The organism is Streptomyces sp. NPDC111516, from assembly GCF_055635345.1.
This window is the reverse complement of sequence record NZ_JBVKBV010000005.1, coordinates 353,761-370,369: the sequence shown is the minus strand read 5'-3', so window position 1 is coordinate 370,369 and position 16,609 is coordinate 353,761. Positions and strand designations below refer to the sequence as shown.

Sequence of the window (16,609 nt, the reverse complement as noted above, 5' to 3'; positions counted from 1 at the left end):
AGGTCCCTTGTCCCCATTGGGCCGTCCGCACATCGGAGTTGCCCGGCCACGGGAGCCATGAATCTGTGGAAGTTGCGATCCGTCGGATCCCGCCTTCCAGGAGGAGACATGCGCCCTGAGCAGAACGGCCGCTCGGCCGACCAACTGTCCGTCGTCTACACGGTCCACGTCATCGAGGGCGGTGAGCAAGGGTTCCTCGACGCGTACGAGAGAATTCGGAAGTCCGTCGCCAGCGTTCCCGGGCACATCATCGACCGGCTGGGAGAACCCCTCGACGACTCCCGGCAGTGGGTGATCACCAGCGAGTGGGAGACGCCCGAGCACTTCTTCGCCTGGCAACAGGGCGAGGATCACCGCGCACTGCTGGCTCCGCTGCGGGCCTGGGTCGATCAGACCCAGTCGCTGCGGTACCGGGTCATTCAGGAGACCGTGGGGGTGAAGTCATGACGCAGCCCGTCACCGGCCCCGTCGCCGTCCTCGGCCTCGGCACGATGGGCACCGGCCTGGCCACCCGGCTTCTCGACCAGGGTGTCGAGGTCCGGGTCTGGAACCGCACTGCGGAGCGGACGGAACCGCTCGCCCGTGCCGGCGCCGTCGCCGCGATACATCCGGCTGATGCCGTCGCGGGCACGAGTACGGCCATCTGCACCGTGACCGACGGCGAAGCCCTCGCGGCCGTGCTGCACGGACCGGACGGGATTCTGACCGCGAGCCCGTACACCGGCACCCTGGTCTGTGCCAGCACGGTCGCACCGGAGGAGGTCGTCCGGCTCACCAGCAAGATCGACTCCGTTCTGGACGTCGGCATGCTGGGCAACCGGGAGCACGCCCGCAGCGGTGATCTGCGGCTGTTCGTTGGGGGTGAGGAGCGGGTCTTCACCGCAGGGCGGCCGTTGCTCGAAATGCTGGGCAAGGAGGTCGTGCACCTCGGCGAACTCGGTTCCGGCATGCGGATGAAGCTGCTCCTCAACCTGCTGATGGGGATCGAGGTGCAGGCCCTGGCCGAGGCGGTCGAGCTGGCATCCGTCACCGGGCTCGACCGGAAGCTCGTCCTCAGCACGATCGCGGGCAGCGGATTCGCCTCGCCCGTCATGGCGTTCAAGTCCAAGCGGCTGGCAGCCGGGCGCTTCGACGAGCCCGACTTCCGGCTGAGCCTGATGGCCAAGGACCTGCTGCTCGCCGCGGACCAGGCCGCCGCGGCCGGATTGCGGCTTCCGCTCGTCGCCGCAGCTGCGCAGACCCACGTCCGCGCCGCCGACCAGGGACATGGCGACGAGGACTGTGTCGCCGTCGTCCACGCACTCGCATCGAACCAGGGAACACACACATGATCATCGACATCCATGGACACCTGTCCCCGCCGGATGCCGCACGACGCTTCCCCATGCCCCCCAGCCTGACCGACGTCGACGGAATGCTCGCCGCCCGCGCCCGGGCCGGAATCGACCTCACCATCATCGGCAGTCCGGTCGGTGCCGGTGCCATGGCGCGCGTCCCGGGCGTCGACAACTACGCACAACCACGAGACCGGCTCCGCGGCTTCCACAGCTGGATGTCGGGCCTGATCGCCTCGTTCCCGGACCAACTGCGCGGGTACGTGTACGCCAACCCGTTCGGCGACGACGACCACCTGGAAGGAGTCAGGGAGACGCTGGCGGACCCCGCGTTCGTCGGCCTGATCACCACCTCCAGTGTCCACGGCGAACTGCTCGGCTCTCCGCGCGCCGACTCCTTCTTCGCGCTGGCCGCCGAGGCGGGAGTACCGGTCCTGGTGCACGCTCCGGCCGAACCGATCGGCACGGACCGGGTCGACGACTTCGGCTTCGTCGAACAGATCGGCCGGTTCGGGGACGTCACCATGGGCATGGCCATGATCGCCTTCGCCGGCTGGCTGGACAAATATCCCGGCCTGCGCCTGATCGGTGCCACAGGAGGCGGCGCGATGGCGCTGCTGCCGGAACGCTTGCAGACGGCTGCGCGTCCCAGGCACTGGGGTGCCGGCGCACCATCGAAGCAGCCCGCCGCCCCGGCGGCGGACCCGGGCGGAGCGCTGCAGCGCATGTACGTCGACACCAGCACGTTCAGCCCGGCGCATCTGGGCCTCAACGCGGAGGTGCTGGGGCCGGAGCGGATGCTGTTCGGCACTGACTCACCGCCGATGTCCGTACCCCTGGAGGAGCTTCTGCGCATGATCGAGAAGCTGCCCGTCGACCAGGCGTCCCGGCAGCTCATCCTCGGTGGCAACGCAGAGGCCCTCTTCGACCTCAGGAGCCGACCGTGACCACTGTGGGCGATCCGGTCGCCGCGGCCGAGCGGTGCACCCCCGAGTTCCGACGGGACCCGCACTCGGTCTACGCGAACCTCAGGGACACGGCGCCCGTCTGTCCCATGCGCCCGCCGCACGGCATCGACACGTACCTGATCACGCGGTACGAGGACGCGCGGGCGGCCCTGGCAGATCCGCGGCTGAGCAAGGACATGCACGGGGCCATCGACGCCTACCGAAGGATCTTCGGTGACTCGTCCGTGGCGCTGGACGACCACATGCTCAACTCCGACCCGCCCAAGCACACCCGGCTGCGCAAGTTCGTCGGCTCCACCTTCACACCCCGCCGTGTGGAGTCGCTGCGCCCTCGGATCCAGGACGTCGTCGAGACACTGCTGGACGGCTGCGCGACCCGCGAACCGGTCGACCTGCTGCCCGCGTTCGCGTTCCCGCTGCCGATCATCGTGATCTGCGAACTGCTCGGTGTGCCGCCGGAGGAACGGCCGGAGCTGCAACGCCTGTCCACCACGGTGGCGCAGACAGGGTTCGGCAAGGAAGCCAAGCAGGCCCAGCAGATGGCGGAGGAGAGCCTGCACGCGTACTTCGCGGATCTCCTCGCGCGCAAGCGCAGCCGCCGGGGGGAGGACCTGCTCAGCGCGCTCGTCGCGGCCCGGGACGAGGACGGCGGGCTCACCGAGCAGGAGCTGATCTCGACAGCGTTCCTGCTGATGTTCGCGGGGCACAAGACGGCCGCCTACCTCATCGGGAACGGCATCCACCATCTCCTCACCCACCCCGAGCAGCTCCGTGCCGTGCAGCAGAACCCGGAGCTGCTCGGACCGGCGGTGGAGGAACTGCTGCGCTACGACGGTTCGGTGGAGAGCGCGACGTTCCGTTTCGCCACCGAGGATGTAAGGATCGCCGGGACGCGGATTCCGAAGGGCTCCCTGGTGCAGATCGCGCTCAGCTCGGCCAACCGCGACCCGCGGAAGTTCGACGCACCGGACGCTTTCGATGTGACGCGCCCCGCGAACGCGCAAAGCGCCCATCTGGGGTTCGGCCACGGCATCCACTACTGCCTGGGAGCGCCGCTGGCCAGACTGGAGACGCAACTCGCTCTCACGGGCCTGTTCAGCCGGTTCCCGAGAGCCGCTCCGGCAGACCCCGCGCGTGAAGCGCCGTGGATGGAGGTTCCGTTCCCGGCCTTCCGAGGCCTCACGGAGCTGCCTGTCGTGCTTGAGCCCGCCGTGCCGTGACCGACAGCCGCAGGAGACCGGCATCCGTCCATCCGCCACGCGTTCGCTCACGGCGCGGTCGCCTTACCCAACTCGGCCTGAAATAAGGCTGGGCATGATCCGTCGGAGGGGCCGCCCCGCCGCATGCGGCGGACCGGCCCCTCCAGGTGGTCAGCGCACTGCTCGGGTGACGTTCAGCTCGGCGGCCGTAGTGTACGGTCCGGCGTGAGAGGACGTGGCGACGAGCTTGAGGTAGCGGGCCGGCGTGCCGTTCAGAGCGACGGTCTGCTCGGCCGCGGTGTTCGCGAAGGTCCCGGTGGCGGCCTTGGTCCACGAGGTGCGGTCCGTGCTCACCCAGACCTCGTATCCGGCTATCCGGCCGTTGGCGCTGTTCTGGCGGGGCAGGTAGCGCAGGCCGGTGGCCTCGACCTCTTCACCGAGGTCGAGCACGATGTGGTGCGGCAGCGGGTCGGTTCCTCCGTACCAGCGGGTGTGCCAGATGGTGGCCGGGTTACCGTCCAGGACGTTCGCTGCGTGGCCGTCCTCCCCGACGGTCTCCTCGCTGTCGACCTCGGCCACTCGCATCTGCCCTTGGGGGACTATCGCCGGGTGGAACGTGGTGCCGGTGCCCTTGTCGGTGCTCTTGGCGTTCTTGTAGGTGGCCTGTGCGGACAGGTTGTAGGCATCGGGCTTTGCGTCGGCGGGGGCGGTGACCGCCCAGGTGGTCTTCACCGACTGGTCGGGCTTGACCGTGGTGAACGTGGCGGGTGAGGTGGCCTTGGCCGTCCAGCCGCTGGGCACGGTGAGGCTGACGGAGGCGTCCGAAAGCGCTGCCGGGCTGCTGTCGTTGGTGTAGGTGGTCGTCATGGTGACGGCGGAGCCGGGCTTGAAGGTCGAGGGCGTGTCGAGCGTGAGCGAGTGGTGCACTCCCGTGAAGCCGGGCACCTCCCACCTTTGGTGGAGCTTGCCGTCGCAGTTCCGGAGTTCTGCCGGGGTTCCGTTGGCGATGTCGGAGCCGGGGACGGTCAGGCAGTGGTCGGATGCCGGGTTGCGCAGGGAACCGTCGGCTTTGGGCTGCCAGTTCTGCGCGGGGGTGCCGTCGCAGTCGGCGAGCTCGGTCTTCCCGTTCGCGGTGGCGGTCAGGCACTTGCCGGAGTGGCGGATCGTGCCGTCCGCGTGCCTGATCCACTGCTGGTTGGCAGCGGCTTCACAGGGCCACAGGCCGAGCGAGCCCGGCTTCGCCGGATCGGTCTGGTGGTTTTCCAGGCAGCGTCCGGCCATGCCGCGCAGGCGTTCGGTCTTCGACGTGTCCCACACGTCGTTGATCGTGGAGACGTCCGCGTCGGCCGTGTGGTTGATGTGGTCCAGGCCGTACATGTCCAGCAGCGTGCGCAGCACGTTGTAGTGGTTGATCTTCTGGTCGTACTCGCCGGCCCTGGCCATCGGCCCGACCATGATCGTCGGGATGTGGTTGGCGGGGGTGAAGTCGTCCTCGTCCCAGGTCAGGATGAAGAGGCTGTTGTGGGTCTTGGCCCACTGGATGTACGAGTCGAAGGTGTTCTTGACGAAGGCGTCGCCCTGGGCGAGGGTCCCGTCATGCATGCTCTGCTGGCCGTTGCCCACGTAGAGCGAGACGGTGGGCAGCTTGTCGAACCCGTCCGGCGTGGTCGGGAACTCCTCCTGCCGCTTGTCCATCGGGTTCAGATTGCCCGGTGTGCCCGGGATGTTCTTGTAGCGGAGCCACTGCGTGGGCAGGCCCTGGTTGGCGTAGTTCGCGAAGCTGTACCCGTGGTTCACCAGTTGGTTGGGGAGGTTGTCGGTGTCGACGGACTGCGGCTCCGGCCAGTCGCTGCTCTTCACGATGTCCGAGGCGGACAGCAGCGCGTAGTAGTTGGGCAGGCTCGGGTGCGTGACACCGTACGAGTTGGTGAACGACGCACCCTGGGCCTCCAGGGACTTGATGTACGGCACCTGGTCCTGGGGCTTCGTGGACGGGTTGTTGAGGATGTCGTCGTAGCCCTTGTTCTCCATCATCACCATGACCACGTGGTCAGGCTTGGGTACCGACGGGGATCCCACGACAACCGAAGACTTGGCGTCCGAAGACCCGGCATCCGGGGTCGACGCGGCCGCGGAGACGGTACCGGGAAGGGCGATGCATGCCAGCAGGGCCGAGGCCATCAGACCACGGATGCTTGGGCGCGGTATGCGCATGCTGGTGCTTCCTTGTTAGTGCGACAGCACGTGGGCCGACATCGCGGCCAAGACCACCGAAAACGTGAACAGTGGTGCATGCGTTGTGCTTTCGCGTCCATTCATGGCAGCCAGGAGCGTAGTTGTACGCCACATCTGCCCCGGAAACGACCAGTGAACTTCTCTCCAACACCAGAGCAGTTTCAAAGTCCCGACGTTCCGCGGTCCGCGCTGGTCACAGCAGTGTGACGATGCTCTGACGGGCAGCCCTCCACGCAACAAAGCTCCGGTTGACGCCGGTGACCTACCAAGTAGCCTGCATTTCCCGGAGCTTCGACATGCCGTCAGTCTGCCACAGTGTGTTTGATCAAGTGGCCCTCGCGTCAGCATCGCGCGATCGCCGACCTGCCGTCCCGGCTGGCTACCTTGCCCGCTGACGGGCCGGACGTCACACACTGCGTCGACGAACAGCATCCTGTTCCGTGATCAGCCGAACCAGACCACGAGTCGCACGTGCTCTCGCCCATGCAGCTCGGCCGGCGTCCGCATCACGTCCCAGACCGGTGCCCAGTGGGTCCCTGACCCGGCAACGGTGCTTCGGCTGAGTGTGCCGGACCGATCGGTCTCGTCCCAGTTGGCTTTCCGGTGTTTGTCGGGGACGAGCGCCTGGACCCGGTGCAGTCGGCCCGCCCGGTGGCTGACGAGACTGATCAGCTTCTGCGCCGGGGCCGTCCTGGTTCTGTACGCGCGGAGGCTCACTGAGGCAGGCGGTCCCAGAACGAGCAGTGGTGTGCGGAATACGCATCGACGGGGTGGATTCCGCCTGGTCCGGGAGCCAACGACTGCACCGACTGCGCGAGAGGTGACGAGGGGCGGAGGACAGGCCAGAGCGGGGCGTCGGGGGTGTTCGGGTTGCCGGTGTGCGCGAAGTTCGTCCAGTAGTGGACCATCCGGTCCGACAGGGCGCGCTGGGCATCGGTCAGTGGTCGCTCGGTGGGGAAGGAGGAGAACAGGAACGGCATCTCGAAGCCGTGCGCCGCCCCGTAGGGGAAGCCCGGGTTCGCCGGCAGACCGGTGAGGACAGGAGCATCCGGATCGCTGAACTCGTAGCCGTAGAGGGGGAGGCCGGGGGCATGAGTGGCGATAGCCCGGCCAACTGCCAGTGTGGTGCACGTGAGGGATCGATCGGTCAGCACCGCGGCCCAGGCCAGTGCGGGCGTGGGGTAGTGTCCTGCCGGATACTGCGCCTCGACGGCTGGGGCTGCAAGCCCGAAGGCGTCCACCACACGGGCGCGATAGTCGTTCTCGGTGCGGATCGGGAACGCGGCGAGCGACAGACCGACGAACATCCGCATCTCATCGTGGTTGGTGCCCTGAATGATCGGCACGCGGTGGAAGCGTCCCGACGCCAATGCCTGGTCCGGCGCCACGGGCAGCAGCGTATTGCCGAAGGAGGGCCGGTTGAAGGACTGCATCAGCTGCGCGGTGGCGAGGCGGTCCGTGCTCTGCCCGCGCAGGCACGCCAGCACCTCGTCTCCACCCCCCGCTGTGCAGCCCAGTTGCCGGGCGGCTTCTGCACCGGCCGTCTGAACCTCGCGCTGCGAGGCGAACGGCTCGTATGCCGGAATTCCGGGCCCGAGAGCGCCGCGTGGGAAGGACATGAGGCAGGAACCGCTCTGGAGCACGGCCCGCTGGAAGAGTCCGACGGCCGTCGGCGAGGTGAGGTGTGCACAGATGCTGAGCGCGCCTGCGGACTCGCCGAACAGCGTGACACTGCCCGGATCACCGCCGAAGCGCTCCGCGTTCGCCCGCACCCAGCGCAGGGCGGCCTGCTGGTCCGCCAGGCCGAACGGTGGGGCGGAGCCCAACTCGGGGTGGCCGAAGTAACCGAAAATACCCAACCGGTAGTTGACTGTGACGACAACCGTGTCACCCCGGACCGCCAGTTGTTCGGTGCTGTAGTCACTGCCGGAACCGCCCAGGAACGCACCGCCGTGCATCCACACCAGCACGGGGCGCTTCTGCCCGGCCGGCTTTGGCGTCGGCATCGTGACATTGAGGTAGAGGCAGTCCTCCGACCCGAGGACCGCGCCCGCACCTGGTGTCGGCATCTCCACACAGCGTTGAGCCGCCGTCGTCGCATCCCGGACACCATGCCACGTGGCGGCGGGCACCGGTGCGCGCCAGCGCAGCGGTCCGGTCGGCGGCGCAGCATAGGGAATGCCACCGAAGGTCATGTACGAGCCGTGTGACACGCCGCGTATCAGGCCGTGGTCGGTCCGTACGACGGTACCGCTTTGTCTTGCGGAGTTCGGGGAACCGGGGTGTGCGCCGGTCGCCGGTACGGCGGTGGCTGCGAGTAGTGCCACCGCGCAGAGCAAGGAGAAGAGCACCGAACGGAGCGTGTCTCTTCGGCATGGACGCGGTGCTGTCATGGTCGGGGACATACGTACCCACCGTTCTTGGTCGGATGGGATCGGACGAGGCCGGTCAGGCCGGTACTGAGCCCAAGCGGTGGGGACCGGTACGGACTGACGCGGTCAGTGCTCAGTACGCTAGGACCTCCCGCGCGCTGGAGGTTCAAGAGCCTGTGACGCAAGACACGTGGAGCATCGGTGAACTCGCGGCCGGAACGGGGGTCCCGGTGAAGACCCTCCGCTACTACTCCGACAGCGGTCTGCTGCCTGTGGCCGGCCGTAGCGCCGGTGGTCATCGACGCTACGGTCCTGAGGCGTGGGAGCGGATCCGTCTCATCAGGCGCTTACGGGCGCTGGACACCCCGATCGCGACCATCAGTTCTGACGGCCGCCGCTTTGGCCCAGGGGCTGCCGCCCAGCGCCGGGGATGCGGTGAACGCTTTCGTATCCGCCCACGCACGAGCCCGGCGGGAGTCGGACACCCCCGCCTTCCGCGAATACCTGCATGGGCTGGTGTCGAGGTCATCCGGCTTCGACCCCCGCCTGGAACGCTATTGGGCCCTGGTCGGCACCGTCACCGGCGGGCGCGTGCTGAATATGACGGTGGCTCATAAATGGCTGACCGACGGGCTGTCGATCTCGATAGCCGACAGTGCACCTTCGACTTCGAGGGGCCCGACCTCTAACCTCGAGCTTTCGCGTGGTGGGGCGTCCGGTACGTGATCGGAAACGCGAAGAGTGCTCCTGACCTGCAACGATGGGACTTGTCTAGGGTTCAGGTCGTCGCATGAAAGAAGCACTCCTCCAGCAGTGCCGCGGCCTTCGGCCGGTCGCCGGGTGCGTGTGCGGAGCGGAAGCGCCACTCGTCGGTCACCGTGTCGGACAGCGGCCAGGTGCTGTCGCACGGCGGCGGGCCGCCGTCACGGTGCGCGGAGACCAAGGCCAAGGAGTACCGCACGACCCGCCCGGCTGCTGTTCCGTCGCGTCAGACGCTTGAACGACGCCCGTGTCCCGGACGGGCAGTTCACCCTGGCCGCACTCGCGCACAACCTCACCCGCCCTGGGCACTTTGGCCGCCGCCCTCGGACGCGAACAGATCGCTACCGTGCCCGATGACATCACCTGGCGTGCGGCCACGGGCGGATCAATCGGTGGCCTACCGCCATCGACGACGGCATTGCCCCCACGACACCGTCTGGCGTGAAGACGACCACGATTCGACATTCGTTGGGCTCGCGCTGGGATCTTCCCGACATTCAACCGATGACGGAGCTGTGCTGCCGACCGTAGTGTCCGCGCAAACCCGTATCCGGCAGAAGGGACGAACAAACTCTCGTGCCCGGTATCCGGTTTCCGGCCGGTAGCGGCCGTTCTGGAAAGCCCGACGTGATCGCGGCAGACATGATCCGGCTGAAAGAGACCCAGTAGGACCTCAAGCTCCCCGTGTTCATGGACGCCAGTCCGTATTGCAGCACGGCTGGGCCGCGGAAACGAGTCGCGAAGTACGACTGACCCGGGACCTGCCCGATCAGGCATTCACGATTTGGGTTTGCATGAATCCCCGTAGGAGAGCTGTATGTCTTATCCCCGCTTCATGCGGCCATCCCGCCGCAGATCGCGTCCGGTCGCGTTAACCACGACGGTCGGACGCCTGTGCGCGCTGATCGTGGCGCTCGCCGTCACCGCACTCACGGTGATCGCTGTGCCGGCCGCAGCCTCCACCTCCGCCCCCTCCGCGGCCTCCGCCGAGAATCCTGTCCCGACCACGAAGGCCGCCGGCCCCACCTCGCCTGGCCAACACCCCACCAAGCAGGTGTGCGCCAAGCCGTCGAAAGCCGGCGAGATGTCCTGCCTGTCAATGGTCCGCACCGATGTCACCGCGGCGAAGGGTCTGCAGCTCGATGCCGCTCCCGTCGGTTTCGGTCCGGCCGACCTGCGGAGCGCGTACAACCTGCCCGCCGCCGGATCCACTGAGACGATCGCCATCGTCGACGCCTACGACAACCCGAACGCCGAGGCGGACCTGGCGGTCTACCGTCAGCAGTACGGGCTTGAGCCGTGTACCACGGCCAATGGCTGCTTCAAGAAGATTGACCAGCGTGGCGGCACGAGCTATCCGTCACCGGACTCCGGCTGGGCCGCGGAGATCGCCCTCGACATCGACATGGTCAGCGCGACCTGCCCGACCTGCAAGATCCTGCTGGTCGAGGCCGACGACAGCAACGTGGAGAACCTGGGTACGGCCGTGAACCAGGCGGTGGCCCAGGGCGCCAAGTTCGTCTCCAACAGCTATGGCGGCAGAGAAGGTTCCGATCAAACCCAGGCTGACGACGCCTACTTCAACCACCCCGGTGTGGCGATCACCGTCAGCACCGGCGACTACGGCTATGGCGTCTCATATCCGTCCTCCTCGCCGCATGTGACGGCGGTCGGTGGCACCTCGCTGGCCAAGAACACCTCCACCACCCGCGGCTGGACCGAGGCAGCGTGGAGCCTTGCGGGCAGCGGCTGCTCGGCGTTCGGGCCCAAGCCGTCATTCCAGAAGGACACCGGCTGCGCCCGCCGTAGTGTCGCGGATGTGTCCGCGGTCGCCGACCCGAAGACCGGTGTCGCCGTCTACCACGGCGGCTGGCAGGTCTTCGGCGGCACCAGCGCCTCCGCCCCGATCATCGCCTCCGTCTACGCGCTGGCCGGGACACCCGCGGCGAGTTCGGCGCCCAACTCCTACCCTTACGACCAGCCGTCCGCCCTCAACGATGTGACCTCCGGCAGCAACGGCAGCTGCTCGCCTGCCGCCTACCTGTGCAAGGCGGGGCCGGGTTATGACGGGCCGACCGGTCTCGGCACCCCGAACGGCGTCGCAGCGTTCCGCTCCGGGCCGCACGGCACTGTCACGGGCACCGTCACCAACGGCACCGCTCCGCTGGCGGCGGCCAAGATCACCGTTGGCGATGTCACGGCGATGACGGACGGGCAGGGGCACTACACCCTGAGCGTGCCGCCCGGAACCTATGACATCAGTGCGAGCAAGTTCGGGTACGCCGGCAAGACCGTGTCGGCTGTCGCGATCGCTGATGAGCAGACGGTGACCGAGGACTTCGCGCTGACCGCGAAGCCGAGCGTCAACGTCACCGGCACGGTCCATGACGGTTCCGGTCATGACTGGCCGCTGTATGCGACCGTGCAGGTAAAGGGTGAGCCGACGGCGGTCGCCCATACCGACCCCAAGACGGGGAAGTATACCCTGAGCGTGCCCGCCGGGAACACGTACACCCTGCAGGTCGACCCGTTGTATCCGGGTTACAAGCGGGACTCTCAGGACGTGCAGGTGGGTTCGGCGGATGTGACGCATGACGTCAACGCGTCGGTCGATCCGATGACCTGCAGTGCAGCCGGGTACGGCTACCGCTACGCCGGCACCTCCGAGTCGTTCAACGGTGGCACCACGCCGGCTGGCTGGACTGTCGACGACAAGATCGGCAACGGTCAGACCTGGCGGTTCAACGATTCCGGCAGGCGCGGCAACAGGACCGGCGGGTCCGGCGGCTTCGCCATCGTCGACAGCAGCTACTACGGTCACGGAAAGACACAGGACACCTCGCTGATCAGCCCGGTCATGGACTTCAGTGAGCGAACCCACCCATCCCTGATCTTCCGCACCGACTACTTCGGCTTCTCGTTCGGCCAGACCGGGGATGTCGATTTCAGCGTCGACGGGGGCCAGACGTGGACCAACGTCTGGCACCACACCAAGGACGACGCTCGGGGGCCGCGGGCCGAGGTCGTGGACCTGTCCCAGGCTGCCGGCAAGGCCAACGTCCAGGTACGGTTCCACCTCACTGCCACGTGGGGGTGGTGGTGGCAGATCGACGACGTCTTCCTCGGCGACCGCACGTGTGAGCCGGTACCGGGTGGCCTGGTTGTCGGCCGAGTGACCGACAAGAACACCGGGACTGGGCTCAACGGCGCCACGGTGACGTCGGTCGACAAGCCCGCGGAGAAGACGACCTCGGCGGCGACGCCGAACGACCCGAAGCTGGGCGACGGCTTCTACTGGATGTTCTCCTCACTCACCGGGGAGCACAAGTTCACCGCCAAGACGGGGAACTTCTACAGCGACCAGGACATCACCCTCGACGTCGCCCCCGACCAGGCAACCGACGGCACGGTCGCCCTGCCCGCGCCACGGATCGCGGTCAGCCCGGCCCAGCTCGGCAAGACCGTCGACTGGAAGGGCCGGGGCAGCTCCACCCTGACCGTGAAGAACACCGGAACCGCCCCGGTGACCGCCAAGCTCGATGAGCTGCCCGGCGTCTACAAGCCCGCCGCGGCAGGCAAGGGTGCTCCGCTGCAGGAGCTGAAGGGGGATTACAGTCCCCTGCGGTTCCGGCCCGGCACGAGCACGCAGAAGGCAGATGCCAAGCCCTCGGCGATGCCGTACGCGGCGCCGTGGACGACGGTGCCCGACTACCCCATGCCGATCATGGACAACGGTGTGGCGACCATCAACGGCAAGGTCTACTCGGTCGCGGGAGTCGACGGCACCCACATGCTCAACAAGGCCTACGTCTACACCCCAGGCGCCCAGGCGTGGAGTGCCCTCCCGAACCTGAGCGTCGCCCGTGAGGCGCCGCAGGCGGCTGCCTACGGTGGCAAGCTCTACGTCTTCGGGGGTTGGGGCGCGGATGGGAATCCGGTGGCCAAGACCGAGATCTACGACCCGCTGACCGACACCTGGTCCACGGGCGCCGACAACCCGAAACCGTACGCCGGCGCCGCCGTGACCGTGGTGGGCGGCAAGATCTACATCGTCGGCGGCTGCGCGACCGTCTGCGGCACGACGGATGTGCAGGTGTACGATCCGGCGTCAAACTCCTGGAGTTCGAGCAAGGCCTACCCGGAGTCGATTGCCTGGCTCGGCTGCGGCGCCATCGCGAACAAGCTGTACTGCGCAGGCGGGATGTCGGGCAGTACCGCCACCAAGGATGCCTACAGCTACGACCCGTCGTCCGAAAGCTGGACTCCCGTCGCCGACCTGCCGATCGACCTGTGGGCGATGGGCTACTCAGCGACAGACGGCAAGCTCCTCGTGTCCGGCGGCGTGACCTACAAATCCAGCACGATCACCAACCGGGGCTTCACCTACGACCCGGGTTCCAACACCTGGACCGCGCTGCCCAACTCCAACCAAACTCGCTACCGCAGTGGCTCCGCCTGCGGCTTCTACAAGATCGGAGGCACTACCGGAAGCTTCGTCGCCTTCACGAACTCCGAGCTGCTGCCCGGCTTCGACCAGTGCGCTGACACAACGGACGTCCCCTGGCTGTCAGCGGACAAGACCGACGTGACGCTTCAGCCGGGTGAGAGCGTCGACGTCACCGTGAGCTTCGACGCGAACATCGCCGAGATCACCCAACCTGGCACGTTCAACGCGCAGCTCGTGATCGCCGCGAAGACCCCGTACGAGATTCCTTCGACTCCGGTGACGCTCACGGTGAAACCGCCCAGGACCTGGGGCAAGATCACCGGGACGGTCACCGGAGTCGACTGCACCGGCAAGCCGACGCCACTGGCCGGAGCAACAGTGCAGATCACCTCGAAGGAGACAGCGACCTACACCCTGAAGACCGACCAGAACGGTCATTACACGCTCTGGCTCGACGTCAGGAACAACCCGCTCAAGGTGACCGCGTCCCAGGACGGCTGGGTGTCGCAGACCCAATCGGTCGACATCAATCCGCACAAGGCGACCACGGTCGACCTTTCTCTCAAACCCGACCGCACTTGCACCTGATCTGACGCTCCGTGCGGGCTGGGCCGGGGCCCGGTCCGCAGGGACAGGTGAAGGCTCCGCGACCGATCCGATGGCGGGGCCGTCACCCTTCTCGGCCGCCTCCCGGCCTCGAATGCTCACCGGGCTGACAGGCGGCTTTGGCACGGGCGGCGCCGGGGGCACTGGGGCACAAGGGAGGAACTGGAGAAATACTGGCTGTCGCCGCTGGTTCGCCGGCGTCACCCCGGGAGAGTCAGGGGGACGTCACGTTGTCGGTGTAGTCCACGTTCGCCTTGCGGTAGGCGACGATCTGGGCATGCACCTGCTGAGGGTTGACGGCGACCCAGGGGGACACCTGGTAGGTGTGCCAGGAGGTCGTCCACATGGTGTTTCCCGGGGAGCCCCAGCCGCCGTTGGGCAGGTACTCGTAGTCCAGTTCGCTGTACTTCGGGCTTGATGCTCCAGCCACGCTCGGCCAGGCGGGGGTCGGTCGAACCGCGAACCCGATTCGACATTCGTCGGGCTCGCGCCGAGATCATCCCGACGTTCAACTGATGACGGGACTGTGGCGTCGGCCGTAAATTCCGCGTAAACCCGCCATCCGGCAGAGGGGACGGACAAAGTCTCGTGCACCGTGCCCTGTTGAGTCTCTCGTCTTCCCGAGCACCGCCTCGTTGCCGGCAGGTGCCGCCCCCAGTCCGTTGATCCACTTTCTGGAAGCACGTGAGTGCGTTTTTTTGACGCTTCGTCATCGTGTCCGGAGCGGCAAGGCCGTGGTATCCGGCTTCCTGCCGGTGACGGTTGCTCAGACACAGGACACCTGCCGATTCCGTTGTCGAAAGCGGCCTCATGCAGCCCGTGTTCTGGCGTCAGGAAACGATGCGTGAGCACGTGCTCGTGGAATCTGCCTTGGACAGTGAGGGCGATGAAAGCCTGGTGTGGTCGCGGTCGGCGTTTTCCGGCCTGAAGAGACCGAGTTGGGGCTTCAAGCTCCCCGTGATCCCGGGCTCCAGTCCGACTGAGCCGAGATCTGCCTGATCAGGAATTCATGTTTTGGGGTTGCATACACCCCTTAGGAGAGCTGCACATGTCTCATCCTCCCTCCGCTCAACCAACCCGTCTCAGATCGCGTCCGCGCGCGTTGAAAACGACGGTCGGATGCGTCAGCGCGCTGATCGTGGTGCTCACCGTCGCCGCGCAGGAGGACCTGTGATGCCAGTGATGTCACGTACCCGGCGCACTCTCAAGGGCGTGGCCGCAGTTGTTGTCGCGGCCTTGGCGCTTGGCGTCGGTCCGGCGGCGCTGCCCGCGGCGGCGGCGAGTCAGGCCGAAGGTACGATCGCGAACGCGGGCGCACCCGGTGCCATCAAGGATCGGTACATCGTGGTTCTCGGCAAGGGAGCCGACTCCAAGTCGCGCAAGGGCAAGGCGCTGGCTGCCAAGTACGGTGCGAAGGTCAAGAGGACTTACAACGCGGCGCTCAACGGGTACGCCGTCGAGCTGACGGAGAAGCAGGCCAAGCGTTTCGCCGCCGATCCGGCCGTGGAGTCCGTCGTGCAGGACCAGACCGTCAAGGCGACCGACACTCAGCCCAATCCGCCCTCGTGGGGGCTGGACCGGATCGACCAGCCAGCCCTGCCGCTCGACAACAGTTACACCTACCCGGGTACGGCGGGCGGCGGAGTCACGGCCTACATCATCGACACCGGTGTGCGCATCAGTCACCAGGACTTCGGCGGCCGCGCCAGTTACGGGTACGACGCCGTGGACGACGACAACATCGCCGAGGACGGCAACGGCCACGGCACGCACGTTGCCGGAACGGTCGCGGGCTCGTCGTACGGTGTGGCCAAGCAGGCCAAGATCGTCGCGGTACGCGTGCTGAACAACCAAGGCACCGGCTCCACCTCCGGCGTCATCGCGGGCGTGGACTGGGTGACCGCCAACGCCGTCAAGCCCGCGGTGGCCAACATGAGCCTCGGCGGCGGTGTCGACCCGGCGCTGGACACCGCTGTCCGCAACTCCATAGCCTCCGGGGTCACCTACGCCGTGGCGGCGGGCAACGAGACCAGGGATGCCTCCACCTCGTCCCCGGCCCGCGTGAGCGAGGCCATCACCGTCGGCTCCACCACCAGCGGCGACGCCCGCTCCAGCTTCTCCAACTTCGGCAGCGTGGTGGACATCTTCGCGCCCGGGTCAGCCATCACGTCCACGTGGTACACCGGCGACACCGCCACCAACACCATCTCCGGCACCTCGATGGCGTCCCCGCACGTGGCCGGAGCCGCCGCGCTCTACCTGGCGCAGGACCCCACCGCCCCCCCGTCGCTGGTCGCAGAGGCGGTGACCTCCTCAGCCATCACCGGAGTGGTGACCGACCCCGGCCCCGGTTCCCCCAACCGGCTGTTGAACGTCACGGGCTTGCGTGCCGGGCCGCACGGCACCGTCACGGGTACCGTCACCGACGGCACCGCTCCGCTGGCGGCAGCCAAGGTCACCGTGGGCGATGCCACGGTGATGACGGACGGGCAAGGGCGTTACACCCTGACCGTGCGCCCACCGGGAACGTATGACGTCAGCGTGAGCAAGTTCGGGTACGCCGGCAAGACCGTTTCGGGTGTGGCGATCGCCGACGGCCAGACGGTGACCGAGAACTTCGCGCTGACCGCGAAGCCGAGTGTCAACGTCACCGGTTCCGTCCACGACGCTTCCGGTCACGGCTGGC

At 67.3% G+C, this 16,609-nt stretch carries 9 protein-coding genes and 2 pseudogenes; 7 read left to right on the top strand and 4 right to left on the bottom strand.

The genetic code is table 11. From position 1 onward, the window contains the following. Window positions 1-108: 108 nt before the first annotated feature. From ACZ7L9_RS13785 to ACZ7L9_RS13770, 4 genes are read left to right on the top strand one after another with little or no spacing between them, the layout of a single operon-like run. The gene (locus ACZ7L9_RS13785; protein WP_376222165.1) at window positions 109-447 is read left to right on the top strand and encodes an antibiotic biosynthesis monooxygenase family protein; all 339 of its coding nucleotides are present in this window, start codon (window positions 109-111) and stop codon (window positions 445-447) included. Next, the gene (locus tag ACZ7L9_RS13780) at window positions 444-1,331 is read left to right on the top strand and encodes an NAD(P)-dependent oxidoreductase (RefSeq protein ID WP_471415147.1); all 888 of its coding nucleotides are present in this window, start codon (window positions 444-446) and stop codon (window positions 1,329-1,331) included. The genes ACZ7L9_RS13785 and ACZ7L9_RS13780 overlap by 4 nt, the downstream gene beginning before the upstream one ends. Beyond that, window positions 1,328-2,281, top strand: coding sequence for an amidohydrolase family protein (locus tag ACZ7L9_RS13775; RefSeq protein ID WP_471415145.1), 954 nt, complete (start codon window positions 1,328-1,330; stop codon window positions 2,279-2,281). Before ACZ7L9_RS13780 ends, ACZ7L9_RS13775 begins: the two co-directional genes overlap by 4 nt. After that, the gene (locus tag ACZ7L9_RS13770; protein ID WP_471415143.1) at window positions 2,278-3,522 is read left to right on the top strand and encodes a cytochrome P450 family protein; all 1,245 of its coding nucleotides are present in this window, start codon (window positions 2,278-2,280) and stop codon (window positions 3,520-3,522) included. The genes ACZ7L9_RS13775 and ACZ7L9_RS13770 overlap by 4 nt, the downstream gene beginning before the upstream one ends. 150 nt (window positions 3,523-3,672) lie before the next feature. Here ACZ7L9_RS13770 and ACZ7L9_RS13765 read toward each other — a convergent pair whose 3' ends face one another. Beyond that, entirely contained in the window at window positions 3,673-5,715 is a 2,043-nt protein-coding gene (locus ACZ7L9_RS13765; protein WP_471415141.1) for an alkaline phosphatase family protein, read from the bottom strand. Between the two features lie 734 nt (window positions 5,716-6,449). Beyond that, complete coding sequence (locus ACZ7L9_RS13760; protein WP_471415140.1) at window positions 6,450-8,087, bottom strand: carboxylesterase/lipase family protein; 1,638 nt, start codon at window positions 8,085-8,087, stop codon at window positions 6,450-6,452. A gap of 197 nt (window positions 8,088-8,284) precedes the next feature. Here ACZ7L9_RS13760 and ACZ7L9_RS13755 point away from each other — a divergent pair. Further along, a pseudogene (locus ACZ7L9_RS13755) lies at window positions 8,285-8,488 on the top strand (MerR family transcriptional regulator); the annotation flags it as partial. A gap of 398 nt (window positions 8,489-8,886) precedes the next feature. Here ACZ7L9_RS13755 and ACZ7L9_RS13750 read toward each other — a convergent pair. Continuing rightward, a complete protein-coding gene (locus ACZ7L9_RS13750; protein ID WP_471415138.1) occupies window positions 8,887-9,051 on the bottom strand; it encodes a hypothetical protein in 165 nt (54 codons plus the stop codon). 636 nt (window positions 9,052-9,687) lie between these two features. Between ACZ7L9_RS13750 and ACZ7L9_RS13745 the strand changes: the two genes are divergently transcribed. Next, on the top strand, window positions 9,688-13,905 hold the full coding sequence (locus tag ACZ7L9_RS13745; protein ID WP_471415137.1) for a carboxypeptidase regulatory-like domain-containing protein: 4,218 nt from the start codon (window positions 9,688-9,690) through the stop codon (window positions 13,903-13,905). A 232-nt stretch (window positions 13,906-14,137) separates the two neighbouring features. Here the strand turns inward: ACZ7L9_RS13745 and ACZ7L9_RS13740 are convergent, their stop codons facing one another. Then, on the bottom strand, window positions 14,138-14,353 hold the full coding sequence (locus ACZ7L9_RS13740; RefSeq protein WP_471415216.1) for a hypothetical protein: 216 nt from the start codon (window positions 14,351-14,353) through the stop codon (window positions 14,138-14,140). Window positions 14,354-15,096: 743 nt separating this feature from the next. On the opposite strand from ACZ7L9_RS13740, the pseudogene ACZ7L9_RS13735 reads away from it, so the two are divergent. Continuing rightward, window positions 15,097-16,596, top strand: a pseudogene (locus ACZ7L9_RS13735) (S8 family serine peptidase); the annotation flags it as partial. Window positions 16,597-16,609: the final 13 nt, after the last annotated feature.